A 25,444-nucleotide genomic window follows, 5' to 3' on the forward strand; every position below is an offset into this window, starting at 1 on the left:
TAAAAAAAATCGTCACGGATTCAGGTGAAATGAAAAAAGAACAAGTACTTCTCGCGATAAAAAAGGAATCCGAACATATTGAAAATCGGATGAAGGCTGATCTGGCTGAGCTGCAACCGACCATTGATGGGTTTCTGGCCGAAGTTCTCGAGTACGGGCTTTTCAATGGTGGTAAACGCATAAGACCTTTTCTTGTGGTCATGTGCTCGAAATTATGCGGTGGAAATGGAGATCTGGTCTACAGCCTTGCATGTGCTTTTGAGTATCTGCATGCTGCAACTCTCTTTCACGATGATATTATAGATGATTCTGATACCCGTCGGGGATGTCCAACTGTCTGTCGCCGATTTGGTGTTTCAGCTGCAATTCTTGCTGGAGATTTTCTGCATGCCTATGCCATGTCCACGGTTGGTCGTCTTTCGGGGGATGGTGGCCTGAAAGTATTCTGTGAGGCCACAACCGGGATGGTGGATGGAGAATTTGTGCAGTTGAGAAACAGTAGAAATTACACCCTTTCAGAGCTTGACTATTATGATGCGATCAAGGGAAAAACCGGATTGCTGATCTCTGCAGCCTGTGAAATTGGAGCCATGTATGGAGGAGGAAATGACAGACAGGTCAGCGCGTTGAGATGTTACGGAGAGAATCTGGGCTGTGCCTTTCAGATCGTCGATGATCTGCTTGATTACCAGGGTGACTCAAAAAAGACAGGGAAAGGTGTTGGAAATGATTTTATAGAAGGGAAAATGACTTTGCCGTTGATAATTGCCATGAAAAGGGCGGGGAAAGACGACAGATCACATCTGCTCTCTCTTCTCTCAGATAAGAAAGAAAGAAAGGACCGTGTTGTAGAGGTCTGTTCATTGATTGACAAATATAACGGTTTTGAATTGGCCCGGTTAAAAGCAGGAGAGGCTGTTGATACTGCCTGTGGGGCACTCTCAATATTTCATGATTCTTCATTCGCACGTGAAAAACGATTGCTGGAAGAACTTGCATTTTTTGTTCTTACAAGGGAAAGATAAAAGAATATGTATTAGTGATTTAATTGTCTTTTCAGTATATTACATAAAAAATTACAAGTCGGTTATTGATCCGGGTTCATTTTAATGAGATGGGTGGCAGGTTGGTCAAAAGAGCTGATCTTTGCAGAAGAAGTCTGGTATTTTTGGAATGACTCGTCAGGTAAAAAAAAGAAAATTGAAAAAAAAGAAGAAAAGCGGCCCCAAAGGAGTTCTTTTTCGAAAACTGCTTCTGGTTCTGTTTTTTACAGCGATTGTTCTCTTTTCACTCTGTACGGCAGGTTATGTAATCTTCTTCAGAACTGTTTTTGCCCGGGAATTACAATCACCTGGAAATAATGAAATTGTTTTTGAGGAGCCTGATCCTCCCTCCCACGAGGTGACTGCTGTTTTTTCTAAACCGCACAGGGGAGACTCTGAAAGGCATTTACCACAGGTTGCTATTATTATCGATGATCTGGGATACCATAAAAAAGTTGGTGAGAATTTCCTGAATTTCCCCATTGAATTAACATATTCTTTTTTACCTTTTGCACCATATACCGAAAAACAGGAAAAAAAAGCTTTTTATTCCGGAAAAACGGTTTTGTTGCACTTGCCTTTGGAGGCCAGAGGCAAAGAGTGGGATCCAGGCCCGGGTGCTCTTTTTCTGTCAGATTCAGCAGAACTGCAGAAAAGAAAATTTGAACAGGATCTGGCCCTGGTTCCCCATGCTGTCGGGGTAAATAATCACATGGGCTCACGTTTTACCTCGGATGTTCCAGCCATGACGGAGGTGTTGAAATTAGTAAAGAAAAACGGCATGTTTTTTGTGGACAGTTTTACGTCTGCGGAAAGTAAGGGCTGGGAAACAGCTCTGAAACTGAAAATACGGACTGCACGTAGAAATGTGTTTCTTGATAATAGTCGTTTGAAAACGGACATTTGTAATCAGTTGGAAAAACTTGTTTCAGTTGCTGAATCCTATGGCGTGGCTATTGGTATTGGGCATCCCCATTTTGAAACGTACAATGCGTTGAAAGAGTGTATGCCTGTGTACCAGGGTCGGGTGGAATTCGTAAATGTGACTGATATTGTGAATGTTTTAAATAGTAATAAAAAATAATATATTTATATACTGGAAGGTGTTTCTTTTCTCAGTGGGAACAGGATAATATAAATTATCTAGTTGATTGCAGGTGAAAAAATGTTATACTTTGACAAACTGAGTTGTTTGTCGGTTTTGTTTGAAATATCCATTATTCAAAAGTGGCATAATAGTTGCAATGTTTTTTGAAAAAATTGTTCTTTAAATGCACATAACATGCGATGAGGATAAAATGAAGATGAAAAAAGAATTATTCGTTTCACTATTGGCGGGATTTTCTCTGTTTGTTGTAACAGCGGCGGATTCTGCAACACTCCATCAAAACCCCTCTCAGACTGGAGTTATATATGATACGGATACTGTATCAACTTGGCAGACAAATGGAAATTCAATGACCGGGATGTTGGTGACGGTAAATTTTCTGAGTGGCGATACTGAAACCGTTGTCTGGAATGCTGGTGGAAGTGGTACAGGTGCTGTTGGTACTGGCTGGAGTTTGGGGTTGACTGATTTTACTGCAAACACCTTTTACCAAACCCAATGGTTATTTGATGTTGATGGAAGAAACGAAGTGACGGGGTTTTCCATAGACGCAATCGCAGGTAACACAGTGTTTGATGCGGTTTATGATCTGAGTAACAATGGAACACCTGGTTCTGAACTTGGCCATGCGGTTGATCTCGATACTTTTGGAAGATCGTGGGAAGTGGATACCGCCTATGATGGAGACGTTTATGTCACGTATTCCGGAGAAGTCCATCTCAATAGTACTTGGTATGAAGACCTGTATCAGACGTTGACCATTGATTTCGGGCAGGGTGTATTTGGGGCCAATGATGTTCTGGCATTTTATGCAGATACTGATAATCTCAGGGATCCGGTTCCGGAACCCGGAACAATAATTCTTTTTGGAGCGGGGTTAATGTTGCTGGCTGGTGGCCGGATGACGAGGAAAAAATAACTTGCAAAGCTGTCAAGCTTTTAAAAAAGGAGTGTCATTTATTGACACTCCTTTTTTTTTACTGGCCTGTAAAGCTTCTATCAACGAGGTGACTGTATTAAGTACTTTAAGATTTTTTGGGTAATTTAATGTTAACAAGCGGGTCGTCCTGGAAAGAAAGGCGCTCTGTTCAAAAATACGTTTGTGTTCTTTTGCCGTGAACACTTGGGGATAACGGGAAAGATAATGATTCCCAATGAGATACAGCATTCCCTGCGATGCTTGTGTTTTTTCGATTTTCACTTCTTTTCCTTCTTGCAGGAAAATAATTGTTTCCAGGGGGAGTTTTCTGTTGCAGAAATGGTTTGGCAGAACATAGTTATATTTTTCGATATAGGGGTTTATTTTTTTTAATTTTGAGAGATTAATCCCTGTGGCTTTTGCGGTATCGGCCCAAACCTTGAGATTTGGTATCCCGGGCAATACCTGGGGGCGCAGGCTTTCGGTGTCTATGGCCGTGACATCATCTGCAACAAGTCTATGGCCTTTTGCCAAAAGTGCGGCCGTAAGTGTTGACTTGCCCTGGCCTTTCGCGCCAATGAGAGCAATAGTTGAACCGTTTACTTCAACACAGTTGCCGTGTAGCACAAACAGTTTGTTCTGGTTGAGAATAGAAGCAGGAACGATGGAATAGAATGGTTGGAGAACCAGTGCAGGATGGCTGTTTTGTTCTCTGATAACGCTGACTTGACTGCCGTCATAAACAGTATACGATGCCACGCCATGCCAGGTAATATTGAGAAAGTTATCCCCCCTCAACGTTAATGTTAGAGATTTATCCGGAAATGTTTCAGGACTGAACCCGGGTTGCTTCTCAATGATTAACTGACTTTGCAGACTCCGTGATTCCGGAAAACCGGGCAGTAGAAAATCTGAGCGAAGTGTATAACCATAAACGGTGTAAAAGTACAATACCTTGCTGTTCCAGGGCAGTGTTTATGAACAGGACAGATCACCTCTGCCGGGAATAGGGGCGTCACATTGGTTACTGGTTTCATTGCCCAAGGTCAATTCATCAACTTTTCCCAAAACAGTGAGTTTTGGTGGGGTATATTTTTTCTTTGCTCCAGAGGTTTGAGCAGGTGTTGCTGAGATGTCGTATCGTTGATCAGACATGTTAAACTCCTTGTGATCGTGGTTCAGAAATAAATGCCAGCTTGAAAAATTACCTTTTCATCCGATCTCTGCGTCACAGGAAAATGAAAAATGCTCACATCTGACTGATATGCTGCTCTTTTGATTTTTCCTGCTTCTTGACCTCGAACGAAAATTTTAATTTTTCAATCCACCCTCAAGAGAAAGCCATTTCGAAAAGGACAGGCAGCGAAGTATGAAACAAAGCTCATCCAGTGCGGCATTCTCCGGGTTGCTTTTCAGTTTTTCGCAAATATTTTGAAATTTTTGTAAGTTAATATAATCATATATAGCTTCATTCATTGTGTCAAGATTGAAGTAAAACCACTTCCGGTCAGTCTTGAGAAATCCTTTGTTCAGGCTGGCATTGAAGTATGTTTTCTCCTTTCTCAAACGAATAGACCCAGGGAGGATATCCTTGAATGATTCACGAACAATCCGTCTGTTGAATCCTGCTGACAGTTTCTGTTCTGCAGGGAGCCCGAGGCAGAATTCAATTATTCTCTTATCGAAATAAGGGTATACCGGATTTATCTGAAAATAAGCAGCTTGCCTCTCAAACAATTCAAGTGCCAGTTGTTGTCTCGGATGGGTAATGGCATTTTGCTGAATGGTTCGCTCGCTGAGTCCCTTGTCTCCAATCAGTTTACTTTCATGCAAGAGTCGTTCCTTTACATATGTTTCTTTTGCAAAAGACCTGTTCAGGAGATGGTTGTTGGCAACAAGGGTCTTTTGGGCAGGAGAGCGTAAACCTGTGAATTGAAGTTTACTGAAACAGCAACCTGCAGTAACTCTGAGAAGTGTTCGCAAGGTTGATTGAACGGTGTTGTTGTTTCCAATGGCCCTGCACTCTTTGATGAGTCTGATTAATCGTCCGGAGTAAAGAAGTTCATTAAGAAATCCTGAACCGTACGAGATTGCAGAATCTCCATCATGACCATCAAAAAGTGTCCTGACTTTACACTGGTGTGCTTTTTTCATCAGGTTCCACGGAGAAATAAAAAATGGCGCAAAAAATGGTTCGTCTTCTCTGGATGCCATTGAGTCAAAAACAGGCCCGGGACTCTTATCGTCAAGGGGTTCCGGGTGATGAACGAATGAATAGCGTTCTATAATTGATGAAATGAATTTTCTTTCGTCGCATTTGGGAGTTTTGTTAAAAACAGATGAAAAGGTATGAAGAGGTGATGAGAGTTCCTGTTGCAGGAGGGCTGAGATGGTACAGACAATGGTAGAAGAGTCAAGCCCTCCACTGAGATAGGCGCCAATAGGATTTATAGCACGAAGGCGGCAGCGGACAGCATCTGTAAAAAGTAACCTGAAATGCTCCTGAAATTCAAACCCGGTTTTGTAATTATGGACAGTTGGGGTGAATTTGCCATAATGTTTTGTTTTTATTTTAAAGGAACTGTTACCGGAAATGGTAAGATCATGGCCTGACGGTAAACGGAAAATATTTGAATAAAATGTTGACTTGGAATCGGTAATTAAACAGGTCAGGTAATCGGCGATTCTGTTTTTATTTATGTCTGTACGAATTTGCGGAAGGCAAAGGAGTCCTTTGATTTCAGAGGCAAATGCAAAGAGGTTATTGTCATGGTAGTAATAGAAAGGCATGACACCCATATGGTCCCTGCCGCAATAGAGAGAGCGACGCGTATTGTCCCATATAGCGAAGGAAAAATCACCAAGAAGCCTGCAACAGCAGTTTGTACCCCACCTGAGATACGCTGAAAGGATTAGATCACTGTCAGTGCTTTCCTCAAACGGTAGGGGGAGGTGGGTTGCTTTATAAATCTCTTCCCGGTTATCAAGGCGTCCCTGGAAAACTATTGTCAGGTTGTCTTTCTTTCTTTCTCGCGGTTGGATAGCTGCTTTTGATTCGGGAGTATTTAAAAGACTGAGGTAGACAAATCCAATGTTGTCCCTGTTGAGATAAGCACGGCCATGGGGGCCGCGATGATTCATGGCATCAGCCATTTTGATTAAAAGATGACGGGTACTTTTCTGCCCGTCGAAATAGACTATACCGCCAATTCCACTCATCAGTTCTTTCTGTCTCTTGCGGGTTGACCAGGTTACATCAATCCTGCACAATAAGTGTTATTTTGTTTCATTCGGTGATTGGACAGTCAGCAGATTATTTTCATAGAGTTCCTTCAGGAATGTAACTAAGTCGCGGCTGCACTCTGCACGGGACACTTCGTATTCGGTAACTAACTGATCGAGGATCTGGTGAAAAGTGGTAGATTTTTCCAAAATATTCCAGATTGTCGTTCCCATGTGATTGAGGTTACTGTACAGTCCTGCAGAGATATTAAGAATGACAGTTTCGTTATCAATATCAGTAGAGATAGCCTCGGTGGAGCGACTGAAGGTGAGGGTGTGTAAATTTCTCTTATCAAAAAGCAGCGTGTCAGAGTTCATGCGCTAATAACCTGTGTAAAAAATGAAAAACCAGTAGACAGGAACTGTTCATTTCTGGAAAGAATGTAGTCCGGAATATGGTTACACCTGTGACGAAATGGGCTGAAAAGTTTTTTTAAAAAGAGTAGCTTGACAGTCGTTTTTCCACACAGGTGTGATGTGGGAATTGTTGTTTATTAATGTTTGAATGATCTCTGGCCCGTGTACATCATAGCAACTTTCGGATCCGCTTCATTACAGGCCTCGATTGTTTCAAAATCACGCATGGAGCCTCCCGCTTGGAGGATGGCGGAAATGCCCTGTCTGATGCCAACTTCGGCTCCATCCCTGAAAGGGAAAAAAGCGTCTGAAATCATTGTACACCCAGGGAGTCCGGCTCTATCTTCCTGTACCTGACTATCAATTTCTTCCTTTTCCGCCCTGTCTCTCAGTCCTTTTTCAACAGCAAGTTCCAGATCGGCATAGGGGATTTTATATTTGTCAAAACAGAGGATATCGGCATATTTAATATATGCTTTGTGGACCGCAATTTCTGCAACACCAACCCGGTCCTGTTCCCCGGTTCCTATGCCGACTGTGCAGCCGTTTTTTACATAAAGAACTGAGTTGGATGTGACTCCATGTTCAACGGCCCAGCCAAAAAGCATGTCATCAATTTCTTCAGTGGTGGGCTGGCGGTCACAGGTGTATTCTTTCCCTTCCCAGGTCGTGGTTGCCGGTTTGAGATCCTCAATTGAGCGGATTGAGTTGACAGCAGATTGCTGCGCAATAATCCCGCCATCAATGAGACTTTTAAAGTCGACAAAACGATATTTTTCAAAATCAGCCAGCCTGTCTATTGCAGCGATTTTGATTATTCTCAGGTTTTTCCGCCCGGCGAGAATATCAAGAGTGCCATTTTCAAAATCCGGGGCGCAGACCACTTCCAGATAATTTTCAGCCAGAAGTCTGGCCGTGTCAATGTCACAGGGACGGCTTAGTACAACAGCTCCACCAAAGGCGGCGATACGATCAGCGCGAAGTGCCCGATGAAAAGCATTCGCAAGAGAACTGTCTTTTGCAGCACCACATGGATTATTGTGCTTGAGAATGACTGCGGAAGGGTGGTCAACCAGATATTTTATGATGTTGAGACCATTATCTATATCGGTTAGATTTATTTTTCCTGGATGTTTGCCGACTTGAAGCATGTCATTGACATCGATTGCAGAAACAAGGCCGTTGCCGGGGGAAATAAAACGACAGTCTCCGAGTGTCAGGTTACCGTTGACAAGTTCATAAAGAGCTGCTTCCTGATCCGGATTCTCTCCATAGCGGACACCACGTTCCTCCACGGTTCCATCTTCCATTGCTATTTTCCAGGTTCGTTTTTTATAGACGAGTTTCTGGTCTCCAAAGGAGATGGTCATGTCCATGGGAAAACTGTCGCCAAGGATGGTTGAATACATTTTTTTCAGGTCTGTCATATCTCTTCCTCGTGATTCTCATTGGTTTTGTGTGGCTGAGCCATTCGCTCCGGCTTTGTCGATTACAGTGTGTGGGGCGACATTGGTATCAGCCGGAAGTGTCATGCCATAAAGGCAACTGTATGGCCCAATAGTTACCTGGTCTCCGATGCTGCAATTCCTGAGAATAACTCCCCGGCCAATTGTACACGATTTTCCTATAATAGTGTTATCTGTAATTTCGATTTCCCCGGAAAGAATGCAGTCACGACCGATACTTGAATCGCTTGAAATTGAAATAGAGTCTGGGGAATACATTGTAATTCCCTGCCGCATCAGTTCTGTATTTCTTCTTTTCTGCAGTATTTTATGAGCCTGTGCCAGTTCAACTCTTGAGTTGACACCGAGTATTTCCGAAGGGTGGGGGGTGAGGAACCGTTCCACTTTTTTCTTGTTGTTTACCGCAATACTCACGATATCGGTGAGGTACATTTCTCCCTGGCTGTTGTCCATACCAACCTGATCAAGAGCATGAAAAATAAAATCTGTTTTCACACAATATATTCCTGCATTAATTTCCTTTATTTCCCTCTCTTTTGCTGACGCATCTTTTTCTTCAACGATCCCTGCAATCCTGTTATTTTCATCAGATAAAATCCTCCCGTAATGCGTCGGATCATCAAGCATAGTTGTCATCAGGGTAATCACTGCCTGGGTTGAAACATGTTTTTCGTACATTCTGATGAGAGTTTCATTTTCGACAAGAGGGGTATCGCCGCAGAGGATCATCACATTCCCCTCGGCCTCTGTCAGCAGGGAACGGGTTGCGAGAACAGCGTGTCCTGTGCCGTATTGTTCGGTCTGTTCTGCAAACTGGAGAGGAAAACTCTTCAGGGTTTTTTTTACATCTTCCTGTTGATGTCCCACAACTACTATAATCTTATCCGGGTTTAATGGTGAAACCGCATTGATTACATGTTCAATCATGGGAGAGAAAAAAACGGTATGGAGAACTTTGGCTTTCTGGGATTTCATCCGGGTTCCTTTTCCGGCACCCAGAATAATGGTGGAAAGTGGTTGTTTTTGCAGGTTCATGGTCATCGTTGGTTGAGTCTTGTTGCTGCCTGTCCGGAAGTAGCCTTTTCGCCTGATTTCTGTATTATTACCAAATATTAAGTGCTCATATATGAGGAAGCAGTACTGTATTTCCGGTGAAAAGAGACTTTCTTACCTGACAATAACATACATGGTAATATGATGCATTAAGTTGTGGGTTAACTGGTGTCTGGCCGTAAATGGCCTTTTTGTCCGATTTCGGAGTCACTACGAAAAATAAAAATGCTCACATATGCCTAATATGCTGCGCTTTTTATTTCCCTATGTTCCTCGGAGTCTACGCTTACCTGAACTCGAACAATAAATCTCATTTCTGGACAGACACTAACTGACGAGAAATACAGGTTAAGCAGGGTGTTACAGGTGCCGTCTATTTTCTGAAATGCCAGAAATCAGGATGAAGCATGGCCAGGAAAGGAATGAGTTCCAATCTTCCGACCAGCATGTTGACAATAAAAATGATTTTTGTCGGGCTGGAGAGGTTTCCGAATGTTCCCATGGGGCCTATTTCTCCAAATCCCGGACCTATATTACCGATCGTTGCGGCAGTGCCAACCAGTCCAATGAGACCGTTATGTTCAAGCATTGTGACAAGAATGGCTGAAAGTGTCATGAGACAGAGATAAAAAAGAAAGAACACAAGGATCTGTCTTTGCACATCTTCGCTGACTGTATTTCTGTCCAGTTTGATCTGCACAACGGCATTGGGGTGGATTATTTTAACAATTTCCTTTTTCAGATATTTAAAGCAGACCAGGAGGCGAACGATTTTTACACCGCCACCCGCGGAACCGGCACATCCTCCGGCGAGCATCATGGTAAAGAGTATGACCTGGGCCGGAATAATCCAGAGGGCAAAATCAACTGAAGAGAATCCAGTAGTTGTAATTATGGAAGTTACCTGAAAAAGACCATCTCTAACTGAACTGGAAAAAGATGAATGAGTATTGAAAAAGAGGATTATGGCTAGAATCAGTGACGCTATACCTATGATGGAGCAGTAGAGGCGGAATTCTTCATTTTTCAAAAGAACACTAATCTTTCTCCGTATTATAAATCTGTATTGCAAGGCGAAATTGCTGCCTGCAAGAATCATGAAAGCAGTGATAATCCAGGTCGCAGCAGGATTGTTGTATCCCATAATGGAAAGGGGGTTTGGGGAGAATCCTCCAGCTGCCATTGTGGAAAATGTATTGCAGAATGCATCGAAAACGTCCATACCTGACAGGGAGAGAGCAATAATTTCCAGGATAGTGAGAACCAGGTAAACAAGCCAGAGTGCCTTTGCTGTATGAGCAATCCTGGGAGTTACTTTTTCTTCTGTGGGTCCGGGAGCTTCGGCAATGAACATTTGCCTGCCGGCTACGGCAAACTGGGGAAGAATCGCAACGAAAAGAACGATGATTCCCATGCCGCCCAACCACTGGGTAAGGCTTCTCCAGAAAAAAAATGTTTTTGGATAGAGTGAAAAATCTGTCAGTATTGTGGCTCCGGTGGTTGTAGTCCCCGAAACTGATTCAAAAAGGGCATCCAGGGGGGAAAGGCCGAAAAACAGATAGGGGATACCACCCATGATTCCAGTCAGACACCAGGCCAGGGTGACAATGAACAGCCCTTCGGTTTTTTTTACAGTGTCAAAATTTTTAGAAAATCCTCCATACCAGCGCAGGAACATGCCAATTGAAATGGATATGGTCGCTGCAGTGATAAAAGGTAGGATCGCAGAATATTCACTTTCAAATACTGCAACAATCACAGGGGAAAACAAAATAACACCAAAAGCGCTGAGCACCAGGCCAAGAGCATTTGAAATTACAGAAACTTTCATTTGAGCAGGAATGATTTTATGCTTTCAGCGTCATTGACCATAGCAAACACTTTCAGCTTGTTTCCGGCACGGATTATTGACTGGCCATTGGGAATTGTCAGTTTGTGGTCGTGTTCAATCACACCTACAATGGCCTTTGCCGGCAGTTTAAGATCCATCAGCTTCTGTTCTTTAAAGGACTCCGGTAGAGTGATTTGCAGGATTTCACCCTGGCCCCTTTCAATACGTGCAAGTATATTTACGTCAGGTTTCTGCAGTTTATTCAGCAGTTCTTTTAATGCGGAATCCTGGGGAGAAACTACGACATCAATTCCCACCCGTTCAAAGAGTTCGGCGTTTCTTATATTCCCAACCCGGGTAATGATTCGTTTTGAGCCGAGCTGTTTTGCAAGAAGGCCGCAGAGAAGGTTTTTTTCATCATTGTTGGTAACACAGATGGTGACGTCAGCATCACCTACTGTTTCAGTTTCCAGCAATTCGAGATCAGTTCCATCACCCTGCAGTACCAGAGAACTGGCAAGGGTATCTGCTAGAAAGAGACATCGTTCCGGATTGGCTTCAATGATTTTTACCCTGATATGAGATTGTTCAAGGAGAACGGCAAGCATGTAACCAACATTGCCACCGCCTATTACAGTAGCGGTTTTTATGGGATTACTGGTTTCAAAAAGCAGGGCAGCCAGTCGGTCTACTCCAGAACTTTTACCCATGAAGACAACCTTGTCGCCATCTTGAATGATAGTATTTCCGTCAGAAATTGAGAGAATGTGATCCCTGATTATACCAATAACCAGAACTTCAGCAGGAAAAGGAAAATCACTGATTCGCTTATTGCAAATGGGTGAATCATTGGTGATTTTATATTCAAGAAGTTTTATTCGCCCACCGGCAAAGTATTCAACTTCGTATGCCTCAGGAACTGAGATAGTCCTGAAAATATCCTGTGTTAATAACTGTTCAGGCCAAATCAGAGTATCGATATCGTATGGTGTGTGATAGGCAGTGTGCGATGGGGAGTTTATATTATGAAATAGATCAGCTCTGCGGATAAAACAGATGGTTTCTACATTGACGATCTTTTTGATGGTCCAGCAGGCGACCATATTGGCCTCATCCAGGTCGGAACAGGCAATAAAGAGATCAATTTTTGAAATACCTGCATCTTTCAACGCCTTAATATCAGTACCGTTTCCGCAAATATACCGTATATCTAGATGGTTGAAACCATCAGGCAGATGAGGGGGTTCATCCATGAGAGTAATATCGTGATCACGGAAGAGTTCAGTGGCCACGGTTTTCCCAATTCGCGTGCTGCCATATATCAGTATGTTCATAAAAGAGTGAATATGAAATTTATCTGTTTCGTATCCGGATATTATAGTGAAAATATGGAACTGGAAGAATATATCCGGATCGACTTGCAAACAAAACTTTTATAACGGGTTAAATTGGGAAACACAAGGAATTAGATGATCAGAAAGGTGAAATACAGAGTTAACTAATTGTAATATAATAATATTTCTAAAAAGTTCGTAACGCAGGTAAAAAAAAGCCCCAATGAGCGAAGCTCATTGGGGCTTTTTTTAAAGAGATACGGCGGTGACCTACTCTCCCACACAGTCTCCCATGCAGTACCATCGGCGCTGAAGAGCTTAACTTCCGTGTTCGGAATGGGAACGGGTGGATCCTCTTCGCTATGACCGCCGTAAATTTGGTGAGGGGTAAGGAGTGAGGGGAGAAGACTACTCTTGCCTCTCAAACCGTCCCTGCAAAGTTTACATAAATATTATGTTGGCAGGGCGCTGATCAGCAGATACCTGTTGTTAATCTGCCAACTGTAGCCTGCCTACTGTTATCTTCTATAAAAAACATGATAATCGAATAGTAGTGCAGCCAGTAGAGTAATAATCAAAAAATATGGATAAGCCGCACGGCTGATTAGTATCGGTAAGCTCCATGCATTACTGCACTTCCACACCCGACCTATCTACGTGGTGGTCTACCACGAGCCTTCAGATGGCTTAAGCCATGGGATATCTTATCTTGGAGTGGGCTTCCCGCTTAGATGCTTTCAGCGGTTATCCCTGCCGAACTTAGCTACCCAGCAATGCCCCTGGCGGAACAACTGGTACACCATAGGTTCGTCCATCCCGGTCCTCTCGTACTAGGGAAAGATCTCCTCAAATATCCTGCGCCCGCAACAGATAAGGACCAAACTGTCTCACGACGTTTTAAACCCAGCTCGCGTACCACTTTAATTGGCGAACAGCCAAACCCTTGGGACCTGCTTCAGCCCCAGGATGTGATGAGCCGACATCGAGGTGCCAAACCTCCCCGTCGATATGGACTCTTGGGGGAGATAAGCCTGTTATCCCCGGAGTACCTTTTATCCGTTGAGCGACGACCCTTCCATGCGGAATCGCCGGATCACTAAGACCTACTTTCGTACCTGCTCGACATGTCTGTCTCGCAGTCAAGCTCCCTTATGCCTTTACACTCTACGGCTGGTTTCCAATCAGCCTGAGGGAACCATCGCGCGCCTCCGTTACTCTTTAGGAGGCGACCGCCCCAGTCAAACTACCCACCAGACAATGTCCTGGATCCGGATTACGGACCGCAGTTAGATTCCTAAGATAACAAGGGTGGTATTTCAAGGACGACTCCACGATGACTGGCGTCACCGCTTCAAAGTCTCCCACCTATCCTACACATGTTACCTCAAAAACCAATGCCAAGCTGTAGTAAAGGTTCACGGGGTCTTTCTGTCTTGTTGCGGGTAACCGGCATCTTCACCGGTACTACAGTTTCGCTGAGTCTCTGGTTGAGACAGTGGGGAAATCGTTACGCCATTCGTGCAGGTCGGAACTTACCCGACAAGGAATTTCGCTACCTTAGGACCGTTATAGTTACGGCCGCCGTTTACCGGGGCTTCGGTTCAGTGCTTCCCCCGCTACTAAATTACTCAAACTGACTTTGTCTCGTGCAGCTCTTTCGCTTAAATAAGCCTCATAGTATACCAGTTTCCACCTTCTACCTTGAGTCGAACTGTTCATGTCCGAGTTATGAATAACCAACATATGTATCCTCGTTAAATAAAACGTATACAGAATACATTTTATCACCTTAAGTAATTTAGTAGCGGGGTAACACGTCCCCTTAACCTTCCGGCACCGGGCAGGCGTCAGACCCTATACTTCGTCTTTCGACTTCGCAGAGTCCTGTGTTTTTAGTAAACAGTCGCTCCCCCCATTTCACTGCAACCTGACCAGGCTCAATTAGTAAATAACTTCACCATGCAGGCACACCTTCTCCCGAAGTTACGGTGCTATTTTGCCGAGTTCCTTAACCAGAGTTCTCTCAAGCGCCTTGGTATTCTCTACCTGCCTACCTGTGTCGGTTTACGGTACGGTCACATCTCTGACTAGATACGAGGATTTTCCAGGAAGCATGGAACCAGCCACTTTGTTGTCTCAAAGACATCGTCATCACGCCTCAACGTTAACAAGAACCCGGATTTGCCTGAGTCCTCCGTCTACACGCTTAAACCGGGACAACCAACGCCCGGATGGCCTTACCTTCTCCGTCACCCCTTACCATAACATCAGAAAAGTGGTACAGGAATATTAACCTGTTTCCCATCGACTACGCCTCTCGGCCTCGCCTTAGGGGCCGACTAACCCTGAGCAGATTAACTTGACTACAGGAAACCTGAGGCTTTCGGCGTGAGGGTTTCTCACCCTCATTATCGCTACTCGTGTCAACATAAGCTCTTGTGGAACCTCCAGCACTCCTTTCGGTGTACCTTCTCAGGCGGCCACAATGTTCTCCTACCATCGCGCCAAAGGCGCGATCCGTAGCTTCGGTACTATGCTTAGCCCCGTTAAATTTTCGGCGCGGTATCACTAGACCAGTGAGCTGTTACGCTTTCTTTAAAGGGTTGCTGCTTCTAAGCCAACCTCCTGGTTGTATCTGCAATTCCACATCCTTTCCCACTTAGCATAGATTTGGGGACCTTAGCTGACGGTCTGGGCTGTTTCCCTTTCGACCACGGAACTTATCTCCCGTAGTCTGACTCCCATACTTGAACTTGACGGCATTCGGAGTTTGAAAAGAGTTGGTAATCCGGTGGGACCCCTAGTCTTGTCAGTGCTCTACCTCCGTCAGTCATCATATGAGGCTATACCTAAATATATTTCGGAGAAAACCAGCTATTACCGAGTTTGATTAGCCTTTCACTCCTATCCACAGCTCATCCGAACAGTTTTCAACCTATATCGGTTCGGGCCTCCATCTCGTGTTACCGAGACTTCACCCTGGCCATGGATAGATCACCCGGCTTCGGGTCTACCCCATACAACTCATTCGCCCTATTAAGACTCGCTTTCGCTGCGGCTCCACCTCGCGGCTTAACCTCGCTGCACAGGGTAAGTCGTTGACTCATTATGCAAAAGGCACGCGGTCACACTGTATAAATACATAGTGCTTCCACTGCTTGTAGGCTAACGGTTTCAGTTTCTATTTCACTCGGGTTCCCCCGTTCTTTTCACCTTTCCCTCACGGTACTCGTTCACTATCGGTCATCGGTTAGTATTTAGCCTTGGAAGATGGTCCTCCCAGATTCCCACAAGGTTTCACGTGTCTCGTGGTACTCAGGAACTCCCTAGGGTGAAACTGCATTTCGCGTACCGGACTATCACCGTCTCTGGTCAGCCTTTCCATACTGTTCCGCTATACATTTTCAATCCCACATTGGGGTCCTACAACCCCGGTAAATAAATTTACCGGTTTGGGCTGTTCCGCTTTCGCTCGCCGCTACTCACAGAATCTCTTTTGATTTCTATTCCTGCAGGTACTTAGATGTTTCAATTCCCCGCGTTCGCCTCTGCTACCTATGTATTCAGTAACAGATGACAGGATATAACTCCTGTCGGGTTTCCCCATTCGGAAATCTCCGGATCAAAGCCTGTTAACAACTCCCCGAAGCTTATCGCAGCTTGCCACGTCCTTCATCGCCTTCCGATGCCAAGGCATCCGCCGTTAGCCCTTAATAGCTTATCCATAAACTCTTGATTAAACTTTTAAGATCTCAACTACTGTAACCTCTAAACTCCGCCTTCCATCTCTCAATACGACGATCAATTGACCTGTGTATCACATGAAAAACGCGCTTAAAGGATTTTGTACTACTCTACTATTCAATTATCAAAGATCACTCTTTTTACTCTCAGGCTTACGTCCTGATTTATACCTTCAATACCATTAAAAGTATAAATCAGCTCGTAACTCCAGATCGTCCCATGGTGGAGGTGAACGGGTTCGAACCGATGGCCTCCTGCGTGCAAGGCAGGCGCTCTCCCAACTGAGCTACACCCCCGTATGGTGGGCCTGGGTGGACTTGAACCACCGACCTCACGCTTATCAGGCGTGCGCTCTAACCAGCTGAGCTACAGGCCCGGCTTAATGCATACTTTCAAACAAAAAAAAAGACCAGCATGGCCCCCAAAAACTAAATAACAACCAGCAAACGGGGTTAATCCCCGAAATGGCATCTTGTTTACTCCTCTCCCTGCATTATGCAAAGATCCAGGTAAATTAATGCGTCTTCCTTAAAAAGGAGGTGATCCAGCCCCAGGTTCCCCTAGGGCTACCTTGTTACGACTTCACCCCAGTTACCAATCATACCTTGGCAGCCTGCTTCTTGAAAAGTTAGCTCAACTGCTTCTGGTACAACCAACTCCCGTGGTGTGACGGGCGGTGTGTACAAGGCCCGGGAACGTATTCACCGTGGCATGCTGATCCACGATTACTAGCGATTCCAACTTCATGGAGTCGAGTTGCAGACTCCAATCCGGACTGAGATAGAGTTTCTGAGATTCGCTTCACCTCGCGGTGTCGCTGCCCTTTGTCTCTACCATTGTAGTACGTGTGTAGCCCTGGTCATAAAGGCCATGAGGACTTGACGTCATCCCCACCTTCCTCCGGTTTGACACCGGCAGTCTCTTTAGAGTGCCCAACTTAATGATGGCAACTAAAGACGAGGGTTGCGCTCGTTGCGGGACTTAACCCAACATCTCACGACACGAGCTGACGACAGCCATGCAGCACCTGTCACCAGGCTCCTCAAAGAGGCACTCAAGTGTTTCCACAAGATTCCCGGGATGTCAAGACCAGGTAAGGTTCTGCGCGTTGCGTCGAATTAAACCACATACTCCACCGCTTGTGCGGGCCCCCGTCAATTCCTTTGAGTTTTAATCTTGCGACCGTACTCCCCAGGCGGTCAACTTAATGCGTTAGCTGCGGCAATGAGACGATTAACCATCCCAACACCTAGTTGACATCGTTTACGGCGTGGACTACCAGGGTATCTAATCCTGTTTGCTCCCCACGCTTTCGCACCTCAGTGTCAGTATCTGGCCAGGTAGTCGCCTTCGCCACCGGTATTCCTCCCGATATCTACGAATTTCACCTCTACACCGGGAATTCCACTACCCCCTCCAGTACTCAAGTCCGCCAGTTTCAAATGCACTTCCACGGTTGAGCCGTGGACTTTCACATCTGACTTAACAAACCACCTACGCGCGCTTTACGCCCAGTAATTCCGAACAACGCTTGCACCCTCCGTATTACCGCGGCTGCTGGCACGGAGTTAGCCGGTGCTTCCTTTGATGGTACCGTCAAACATATCCAGTATTAATGAATATGCACTTCTTTCCATCTGACAGGATTTTACGACCCGAAGGCCTTCATCATCCACGCGGCGTCGCTGCGTCAGGGTTTCCCCCATTGCGCAATATTCCTCACTGCTGCCTCCCGTAGGAGTCTGGTCCGTGTTCCAGTTCCAGTGTGGCGGATCATCCTCTCAGACCCGCTAACCATCGTCGCCTTGGTAGGCCATTACCCTACCAACTAGCTAATGGTACGCAAACTCCTCCCCGCACAGTAGCTTATATCAGAGGCCACCTTTCTTCTCACTGTCTCGCAACAGTAAAAACGTATCCGGTATTAGCACACCTTTCGGTGGGTTATCCCAGATGCGAGGGTAGATTATTTACGCGTTACTCACCCGTGCGCCACTCTACTCTTTTCTCCGAAGAAAAAATTTCGCGTTCGACTTGCATGTGTTAAGCACGCCGCCAGCGTTCGTTCTGAGCCAGGATCAAACTCTCCAGTTTGATATCCTAGACCGTCTCTCAATTTGAGAAACAGTTACTTATATGTGCTTAAAATATAAGAGCTCTGCTTTTTTTGAATTACAAAAAAAAATCGCTCAATGTGATTTGAAAATCACGTTGGGCCCGTTTGCTGTATGTTGTTATTTAGTTTTCAAGGACCATCTCTCAACCCGCTCAAAACAAGCGAATCGCACGGTACAAGTTCCGCGGTGAGGCAAACAATTTAATACAAAAATATTAAACTGTCAATCTCTTTGTTCTCTGTTTTCATCTTTTGTTTCAAGCAAATGAAGCGTCACATACAAAATGCAAAACACATCAACATCTGCAAAAGACCGCGGCAAACTACTTTATTACTCGCCAGCCGTCAAGAGGAAAATGAAGGTGAATTTATTTTTCATCTTCTTTGACCCATTCCTCAAGAGCAGCGATGATCTGTTTCGCCTGTTTAACACTGGAAATATTGAATTTGGATTTTGGGATATATTCTCCCTGTCGTTTCTGATACCGGCGGATGGTGAACATATCCTTGCCGTATTCTCCGGTGCTTTTGTTAAGGTTATTGTATCTGAAGAGGATTGTGGTCCAGGCTCCCTTCGAGAGTACTTCTTTTCCGGTTTCCTTTACGATAAGGCGTCCGTCCTCTTCGTAATTAATCGTCAGGTCTTCAATAGTTGAACTCATTATATTCACATGGTTGAGATGGATCAGATATAAATCTGCTGAATCTGCTTTGTCAAATAGTGCCTGCCCAAAAACTCCCTTTTCGCCGATTCCTGCGTCATGCCTAAAAATAATAATCGGGATGTTGCGTAGGTGCTGTGCTTTTTTCGTGTTCCATGGCTTTGGACGAAATTTTCGTTTCTGGACAGACACTATGTAACGCACCTTGTCTTTGCTGTAAAGACAAAGTGCGTTACATTGTCATACCACTGCCATGTGGAAATTATTTCTGTTTTATGAATTCAAGACCATTCTGATCTGCAGTAACCACGATATGGTCATCCTCCAGGAATTCTCCCTTCAGAAGACGCAGGGCAAGTTCGTCTTCAAGAAAATGCTGTATTGCCCGTTTTAGCGGCCTTGCACCAAATGAGGGGTTATATCCGCTTTCTATAAGAAAATCTTTAGCGGAACGTTCAACCGTCAGATGCATCTTCCTGGCATCAAGTCGCCTGATGAGCTTATCGAGCTGGATATCGATAATAGCCCGCATGTCTTCTCTGCTCAGGCTGTTGAAGATAATTGTATCATCAATCCTGTTTAAAAATTCAGGTTTGAAATGACCGTGGAGCAGCTCGTCAATCTGGCTGCGGATAGTCTCTTTATCGATATTCTCCTCAGCCATCTTCATGATGAGGTTGCTGCCTAGATTTGATGTCATAATCAGAATGCAGTTTTTAAAATCGACTGTTCTGCCCTTGCCATCCGTCATGCGACCATCGTCCAGCACCTGCAGGAGGATATTGAAAACATCCGGATGTGCCTTTTCAATTTCGTCAAAGAGAATGACGGAATATGGACGCCTCCGGACCGCTTCCGTGAGATATCCACCTTCATCATAACCTACATAACCGGGAGGAGCTCCAATCAGTCTGGCAACTGAATGTTTTTCCATGAATTCGGACATATCAATGCGTATCATGGCATGCTCGTCGTCAAAAAGAAAGTCAGCGAGAGATCGGGCAAGTTCAGTTTTTCCAACTCCGGTCGGTCCAAGAAAAATAAAGCTACCCAAGGGACGGTTGGGGTCTTGAAGTCCTGCACGGGCTCTTCTCACTGCATTGGAAACGGCAGATATGGCGTCTTTTTGACCGATTACCCGTTTTCCAAGCATTTCCTCTGCCTGAACAAGCTTATCTTTTTCTCCTTCAAGCAGTTTATCCACCGGAATACCTGTCCATTTTGCGACAACCGTAGCCACATCCTCTGCGGAAACTTCCTCCTTGAGCATCATTTGCCGGGATTGAATTTCCTGCAGCTTGAGATTGGCCTCTTCCAGCTCTTTCTGGAGCTGAACGATCTTTCCATAGCGAATCTCTGCCACCAGGCGAAGATCACCTTCCCTTTCGGCTTTCTGTTCCTCTATGTGAGCTGCATCAATGCTTTCTTTGATCTGGCGGATTTTTTGAATTGTATCTCTTTCCAATGTCCACTGGGCTTTCATGGCCTTGAGCTGTTCATCCAGATCGGCCAGTTTTCTCTTCAATTCCTCCAGACGTTCTCTGGACGCCTTGTCCTTCTCTTTTTTCAAGGCTTCCTGCTCAATTTCAAGTTTGATCTTTTTTCGTTCCAGCTCATCTATTTCGGTTGGCATGGAATCTATTTCAATTCTCAGCTTTGAAGCCGCCTCATCTATGAGATCAATGGCCTTGTCGGGAAGAAAACGATCGGTGATATATCTGTCGGACAGGGTTACCGCGGCTACGGTCGCACCATCCTGGATTCTTACACCATGGTGTATTTCGTATCTTTCCTTTATTCCCCTGAGGATGGCTATCGTATCTTCGACGCCTGGTTCCTGTACCAGGACCGGCTGGAATCTTCGTTCCAGGGCACTGTCTTTCTCGATATATTTTCTGTACTCATCAAGGGTAGTGGCACCTATACAGTGGAGTTCGCCCCTGGCCAGGGCCGGTTTGAGCATATTGGAGGCATCCATTGAACCCTCTGTTGCTCCGGCGCCGACAAGGGTGTGGATCTCATCAATAAAGAGAATGATTTCTCCGGCTTTTTCTTCAACCTCCTTCAGGACGGCCTTGAGCCTGTCCTCGAACTCTCCTCTGTATTTAGCACCAGCAACAAGGGCACCAAGATCGAGGGTTATAACCTGTTTGTTCTTGATAGTTGAAGGAATGTCTCCATTAACTATTCTCTGGGCCAGTCCTTCCGCTATCGCTGTTTTGCCGACTCCCGGCTCACCAATAAGAATAGGGTTGTTTTTTGTCCGCCGCGAAAGCACCTGGATAATTCGGCGAATTTCCTCATCCCGACCAATGACCGGGTCAATTTTTCCCTGCCGGGCAATGTCAGTTAGATTGCGGCCGTATTTTTCCAGGGCTTGGTATTTTTCCTCTGGATATTGATCAGTTACCCGGTGACTGCCACGTATCTCCGACAGCGCCTGGAGGAAATTTTTTTCATCTATGCCGCTGGCGGAAAAGATCTTCTGTATTTCCGACTCGCCACTTTTAATCGCGGCCAGAAAAAGATGTTCCTGGCTGACAAAATCATCCTGCATCTGTTTAGCAACAGCAAATGCGCTGTCAAAAACCCTGGAGAGATCGGCAGACGCGTATGTCTGCCCGGCACCCTGACCCGAAACTTTTGGTATTGCCTCAAGGGCCTGGTTGATCTCGCTGAGCAGTATAGCGGGATCCGTGCCCATTTTCTGAAGAACTGGAACCACAATACTTTCAGGTTGCACCAAAATGGATTTCAGTAGATGGGCGGTTCGGATTTCCTGATGGCTGCTGTTCCGGGCAAGTTGTTGAGCCGCCTGGATAACCTCCTGTGATTTATGGGTAAATTTATCAAATTGCATATTTCTCCTCTCTCTGTAAAATAAATAATGTTGAATTTTTTGGACTGTAAATTTCATTCCGGAAAGTATTTTTGCCGCAGACAGTATTTTCAATACAGTGAAGCAGTGATGTTGCGCTCGAAGAGCATAAATACCCATCGGGCATAAACGGCTGAGCTTTTTTCCGGTCCAGTCATGCTATATGAGTACGTGGAGAAAATAAGGACGGGCAGGAGAGGTGTCAAGAATTTGACTTAAGGAATATGTGAAAAAAAAGGCAAGCTCCACGGAGAAGCTTGCCAGGACAGTTCTTTTTTTAAATCAATAAGTTACTCGCTGAGTCAAAGCATATCAATTCTGAAAAAGGATCTGTGTAACATAAAACACTAATCAGCCACAACCACCGGAACCACATGAACCGGAACTGCATCCACCACCACCGTTTATCGGGTTGACGGAAGTGATACCGAAACCCGAACGTGGACCGGCGTCCACAAAATCAACAGTAATGCCGCCGCAGGTGGCCATCAGGCTTCCTTCCACGAGGAATTTAAGGGAATCGTTTTCATAAATTTTATCGTTTTCTTTTGGCTCGTCCAGAGCCAATCCCAGGGATGGGCCTGCTCAGCCACCCTGCATAAGTGCAATACGCAGGGCAGAATCAATATTGTTCTGCTGCATATATTCTTTCAGTTTTTCAACTGCCAGATCTGTTACATTAAATTCAGACATGAAATGCCTCCTCAAAAAATTGATCTATAAGTACTGATTAACATCAGAAGTTTCTTCAGGTGGCAGGGAAAAAAATTAGATAATGTCCCGCTACCTATGAAGTTGGTGATTTTTTATTTGACTACAGAATAAGGTAGTGGCACTCAATAGTCAATCCGCCTTCTCTTTAATTTAAAGCGAAGTTCGAAATATTCAAGTCTTTACTTGAATAGAGCCCTGTTTTTTTAAGAGATGGTACCTTGAGTATAGTATTATATATTTCATAAAAACAATGGGATAAGTTTTATCTTGTTTTTTTTAAAGGAGTTGTGATTTTTTGTAATCGTAACTATGAATTTTCAAGATATTGACGTACTATTAAAAGAATTCAATAAATAATGCCCATAACCCTTGAAACTGAGCCGGGTTGTTTATCAAGTTAGCTTGCGGTTTAAAAACAGGTGAAATCCCGGTTGGCAGGGGATTATAAGTGTGAAAATGTTCATCCGAAGTTTCTTGGAAGCCATAAAGTGTGTTTTTTGAATACGCTCGAAAAAATACTTTTTCAGATTTATAAGTGTCACGATGAGTTTCGCATGTAATCAGGCAAATGATTGATCGTTGATACATACGGCAAGAGGAGTAAAATGAAAAAAATTGTAATATCCACCGGTGGTGGGGATGCCCCCGGGTTGAATGCGGTGATCTATTCGGTCGTCCATACATGTTATCGAAAAGGCTGGGAAGTCTATGGCAGTAAAAGTGGTTATGCCGGGTTTCTTGACTTTGATGAGATGATCCGTCTGACATTGAAGGATGTTGAGGGTATTTATTCCACCGGGGGGACGATTCTCGGGTCGACAAATAAGGGTAATCCGTTCAGACGCCCGGTGGAAAACCTGGCCGGGGAGATACAGATTGTCGATATATCCGACAAAATCCTGAGGAATTTTGAAAGAATGGGATTTGACTGTCATATCGCCATCGGTGGTGACGGCAGCCTGGAAATTGCCCACCGTTTTGCTGAGAAGGGTATGCCGGTAATCGGTGTTCCCAAAACCATCGATAACGACCTGGAGATGACCAACAGGACTTTCGGGTTTGATACAGCAGTTTCCACGGCAACAGACGCACTTGATAAACTGCACTCTACTGCTAAATCCCATGACAGGGTCCTCGTTGTCGAGGTGATGGGGCGGGATTCCGGCTGGATTGCACTCTATTCAGGGATATCGGGAGGAGCCGATGTTATCCTGATTCCGGAAATTCCTTTTGATATGGAAGAGGTGTGTAATAAAATTACGGACAATGAACTTCATGATAAGCACTATTCCATTGTTGTTGTGGCTGAAGGGGCAATAACAAAAGATGGGAAGGTGTTTAACAAGGGGCAGGGGAGGTTGGACGGGACGAGGTTATTCTCGGTGGTGTGGGTGAATGGGTTGCCGCTGAAATCCGCAAACGAACTGAAAAAGATTCACGTTCCCTGGTCCTGGGACATCTGCAGCGGGGTGGGTCCCCTACGACATTTGATCGTCTGCTTGCACTCCGTTTTGGTGCTGCTGCAGTTCGTCTTGTTGAGGAGAAGGTTTTCGATCATATGGTTGCTCTGAAGGATTCGCAGATGGTGGCGGTGCCTATTGCCGATGCCATCCGGGAAAGAAAAAAAGTTGATCTTTCCAGCGATAAAATCCTGACAGCCCGGGAAATTGGTATCTGCCTCGGTGATAATCCTGAAGAAGAGTAGGAAACAGTATCTTTATGGCAAGGCAGAACTTGTATATTCTGGCATATGAGAGGCTGTTTGACCATTTTGGTCCCCAGAACTGGTGGCCGGGAGAAACTCCCTTTGAGATCATGGTTGGAGCAGTACTCACCCAGAATACAAACTGGTTGAATGTTACCCGGGCAATCGATAATCTACGCACCGCTGGTGTGCTGTCGTATCAACTGTTGCTTGCTCTCCCTTTGGAAAATCTGGCGGAGCTGATCCGTCCGTCCGGATATTATAATGTCAAGGCGGGTAGATTGCGAAATGTGTTGCTCATGATTGAGAATTTATATGAAGGTGACCCGGAGCTTTTTTATCAGGATGATATGGTTTTGGCCAGGGAAAACCTCCTCAGTGTTAAGGGGATTGGCCCGGAAACGGCAGATTCGATTCTTCTCTATGCCTGCAACCATCCTGTCTTTGTAGTTGATGCCTATACCCACAGAGTTTTCTCGCGGCATAATCTTGTTGAAGAGGAAACAGATTACTCCGCCATGCAGTCACTGTTTATGGACAGTCTGCCGGAAAAAGCGGAACTGTACAATGAATATCATGCCCTGATTGTAGCAGTTGCAAAGAAGTACTGTAAAAAAACAAAACCTCTCTGCAGGATATGCCCTTTGTCGGGACTTAACGAGGGGTAGTTTTTCAAGGCACCTTTAAGACTTGATTTTCAGCAGGCTGCCGACCATATCGTCTGCTACTTTAATGGTTTTCAGATTGGCCTCATACATTCTGCTGTTTATAATTGTTTCCGGAATTTCTTCTGACAGTTCAACATTAGACAACTTGACCGGTTCCAGTCCATTGGCGGCTTCCTGGAAAACAGTGGTCCCTTCCGTATTGACTTTTTCGATTCGGGATTTGACCCCATGAGGTTTTGTTTCTTCAAGAAGAACCCGTGTCTTTTTGAATCCATTTGTTTCGGCATTGGCGATGTTGTTGCCGTTCGATTCCATTCGAGTGCCGAAAGCACGAAGTCCCGAGAGTGCGGATTGAAAAGCTGGTATCATGATTGTTCCCCAAAAAAGAATTTACCTGTGTATCCTGTCTGTAGCAAACTCTGTTCCAGGTTGATTTCAGGCAGTTTGCCTCTGCAACTGCCTGAAGTGATAAAGTATATGTTTTTTTTGAGTTATTGAATGCTGTGGTGAAAAAGCTGGATTGTGTAATTGTAATTACATATTTGTTTTTGCCGGTTGTCTTTT

At 44.8% G+C, this 25,444-nt stretch carries 16 protein-coding genes, 2 tRNA genes, 3 rRNA genes and 1 pseudogene; 5 read left to right on the plus strand and 17 right to left on the minus strand.

All coding sequences use genetic code 11. The features are described from left to right. Positions 1–29: 29 nt before the first annotated feature. From LO777_RS01655 to LO777_RS01665, 3 genes are all read left to right on the plus strand, one after another. Positions 30–1,025 carry a polyprenyl synthetase family protein gene (locus LO777_RS01655; RefSeq protein ID WP_228855851.1) on the plus strand — a complete coding sequence of 332 codons (996 nt, stop codon included), beginning with the start codon at positions 30–32 and terminating at the stop codon, positions 1,023–1,025. A gap of 148 nt (positions 1,026–1,173) precedes the next feature. Beyond that, entirely contained in the window at positions 1,174–2,127 is a 954-nt protein-coding gene (locus LO777_RS01660) for a divergent polysaccharide deacetylase family protein (RefSeq protein WP_228855852.1), read from the plus strand. A gap of 220 nt (positions 2,128–2,347) precedes the next feature. Next, complete coding sequence (locus LO777_RS01665) at positions 2,348–3,070, plus strand: PEP-CTERM sorting domain-containing protein (RefSeq protein WP_228855853.1); 723 nt, start codon at positions 2,348–2,350, stop codon at positions 3,068–3,070. A 12-nt stretch (positions 3,071–3,082) separates the two neighbouring features. Here LO777_RS01665 and LO777_RS01670 read toward each other — a convergent pair whose 3' ends face one another. The 16 genes from LO777_RS01670 to LO777_RS20875 all read right to left on the minus strand — a co-directional run bounded on the left by LO777_RS01670 (position 3,083) and on the right by LO777_RS20875 (position 22,486). Then, positions 3,083–3,868, minus strand: a complete 786-nt coding sequence (locus LO777_RS01670) for an HPr kinase/phosphorylase (RefSeq protein WP_228855854.1) — start codon at positions 3,866–3,868, stop codon at positions 3,083–3,085. A gap of 177 nt (positions 3,869–4,045) precedes the next feature. Further along, the gene (locus LO777_RS01675) at positions 4,046–4,225 is read right to left on the minus strand and encodes a lasso RiPP family leader peptide-containing protein (protein WP_228855855.1); all 180 of its coding nucleotides are present in this window, start codon (positions 4,223–4,225) and stop codon (positions 4,046–4,048) included. A gap of 156 nt (positions 4,226–4,381) precedes the next feature. Further along, on the minus strand, positions 4,382–6,289 hold the full coding sequence (locus LO777_RS01680; RefSeq protein WP_228855856.1) for an asparagine synthase-related protein: 1,908 nt from the start codon (positions 6,287–6,289) through the stop codon (positions 4,382–4,384). Positions 6,290–6,346: 57 nt separating this feature from the next. Then, the gene (locus LO777_RS01685; RefSeq protein WP_228855857.1) at positions 6,347–6,670 is read right to left on the minus strand and encodes a lasso peptide biosynthesis PqqD family chaperone; all 324 of its coding nucleotides are present in this window, start codon (positions 6,668–6,670) and stop codon (positions 6,347–6,349) included. Between the two features lie 176 nt (positions 6,671–6,846). Next, a complete protein-coding gene (locus tag LO777_RS01690) occupies positions 6,847–8,136 on the minus strand; it encodes an IMP cyclohydrolase (protein ID WP_228855858.1) in 1,290 nt (429 codons plus the stop codon). Between the two features lie 18 nt (positions 8,137–8,154). After that, positions 8,155–9,210, minus strand: a complete 1,056-nt coding sequence (locus LO777_RS01695) for a sugar phosphate nucleotidyltransferase (RefSeq protein ID WP_228855859.1) — start codon at positions 9,208–9,210, stop codon at positions 8,155–8,157. Positions 9,211–9,601: 391 nt separating this feature from the next. After that, a complete protein-coding gene (locus LO777_RS01700) occupies positions 9,602–11,059 on the minus strand; it encodes a TrkH family potassium uptake protein (protein ID WP_228855860.1) in 1,458 nt (485 codons plus the stop codon). Then, positions 11,056–12,393, minus strand: coding sequence for a Trk system potassium transporter TrkA (trkA, locus tag LO777_RS01705; protein ID WP_228855861.1), 1,338 nt, complete (start codon positions 12,391–12,393; stop codon positions 11,056–11,058). Before trkA ends, LO777_RS01700 begins: the two co-directional genes overlap by 4 nt. A gap of 257 nt (positions 12,394–12,650) precedes the next feature. Then, a 5S ribosomal RNA gene (gene rrf / locus LO777_RS01710) occupies positions 12,651–12,767 on the minus strand. 209 nt (positions 12,768–12,976) lie between these two features. Then, a 23S ribosomal RNA gene (locus LO777_RS01715) occupies positions 12,977–16,117 on the minus strand. Positions 16,118–16,357: 240 nt separating this feature from the next. Next, positions 16,358–16,433, minus strand: a tRNA-Ala gene (locus LO777_RS01720). A 3-nt stretch (positions 16,434–16,436) separates the two neighbouring features. Next, a tRNA-Ile gene (locus LO777_RS01725) sits at positions 16,437–16,513 on the minus strand. Between the two features lie 156 nt (positions 16,514–16,669). Next, positions 16,670–18,231: ribosomal RNA gene (locus LO777_RS01730) — 16S ribosomal RNA — on the minus strand. The 16S, 23S and 5S rRNA genes sit together here with 2 tRNA genes alongside, the layout of an rRNA operon. 390 nt (positions 18,232–18,621) lie before the next feature. Continuing rightward, positions 18,622–18,915: a hypothetical protein gene (locus tag LO777_RS01735; RefSeq protein ID WP_228855862.1), complete on the minus strand. Its 294-nt coding sequence runs from the start codon at positions 18,913–18,915 to the stop codon at positions 18,622–18,624. Positions 18,916–19,177: 262 nt separating this feature from the next. Beyond that, positions 19,178–21,775, minus strand: a complete 2,598-nt coding sequence (gene clpB, locus LO777_RS01740; protein WP_228855863.1) for an ATP-dependent chaperone ClpB — start codon at positions 21,773–21,775, stop codon at positions 19,178–19,180. A 369-nt stretch (positions 21,776–22,144) separates the two neighbouring features. Continuing rightward, positions 22,145–22,486, minus strand: a complete 342-nt coding sequence (locus LO777_RS20875; RefSeq protein WP_407929095.1) for an IscA/HesB family protein — start codon at positions 22,484–22,486, stop codon at positions 22,145–22,147. Positions 22,487–23,112: 626 nt separating this feature from the next. On the opposite strand from LO777_RS20875, the pseudogene LO777_RS20880 reads away from it, so the two are divergent. Both LO777_RS20880 and LO777_RS01760 read left to right on the plus strand, forming a co-directional pair. Next, positions 23,113–24,212: pseudogene (locus tag LO777_RS20880) on the plus strand (6-phosphofructokinase). 14 nt (positions 24,213–24,226) lie between these two features. Continuing rightward, positions 24,227–24,880 (plus strand): endonuclease III domain-containing protein, encoded by a 654-nt coding sequence (locus LO777_RS01760; protein WP_228855866.1) that lies wholly within the window; start codon positions 24,227–24,229, stop codon positions 24,878–24,880. Positions 24,881–24,895: 15 nt separating this feature from the next. Here LO777_RS01760 and LO777_RS01765 read toward each other — a convergent pair whose 3' ends face one another. Further along, positions 24,896–25,249, minus strand: coding sequence for a flagellar basal body rod C-terminal domain-containing protein (locus tag LO777_RS01765; protein WP_228855867.1), 354 nt, complete (start codon positions 25,247–25,249; stop codon positions 24,896–24,898). Positions 25,250–25,444: the final 195 nt, after the last annotated feature.

The sequence above is a fragment of the Desulfomarina profundi genome (assembly GCF_019703855.1).
GTDB lineage: Bacteria > Desulfobacterota > Desulfobulbia > Desulfobulbales > Desulfocapsaceae > Desulfomarina > Desulfomarina profundi.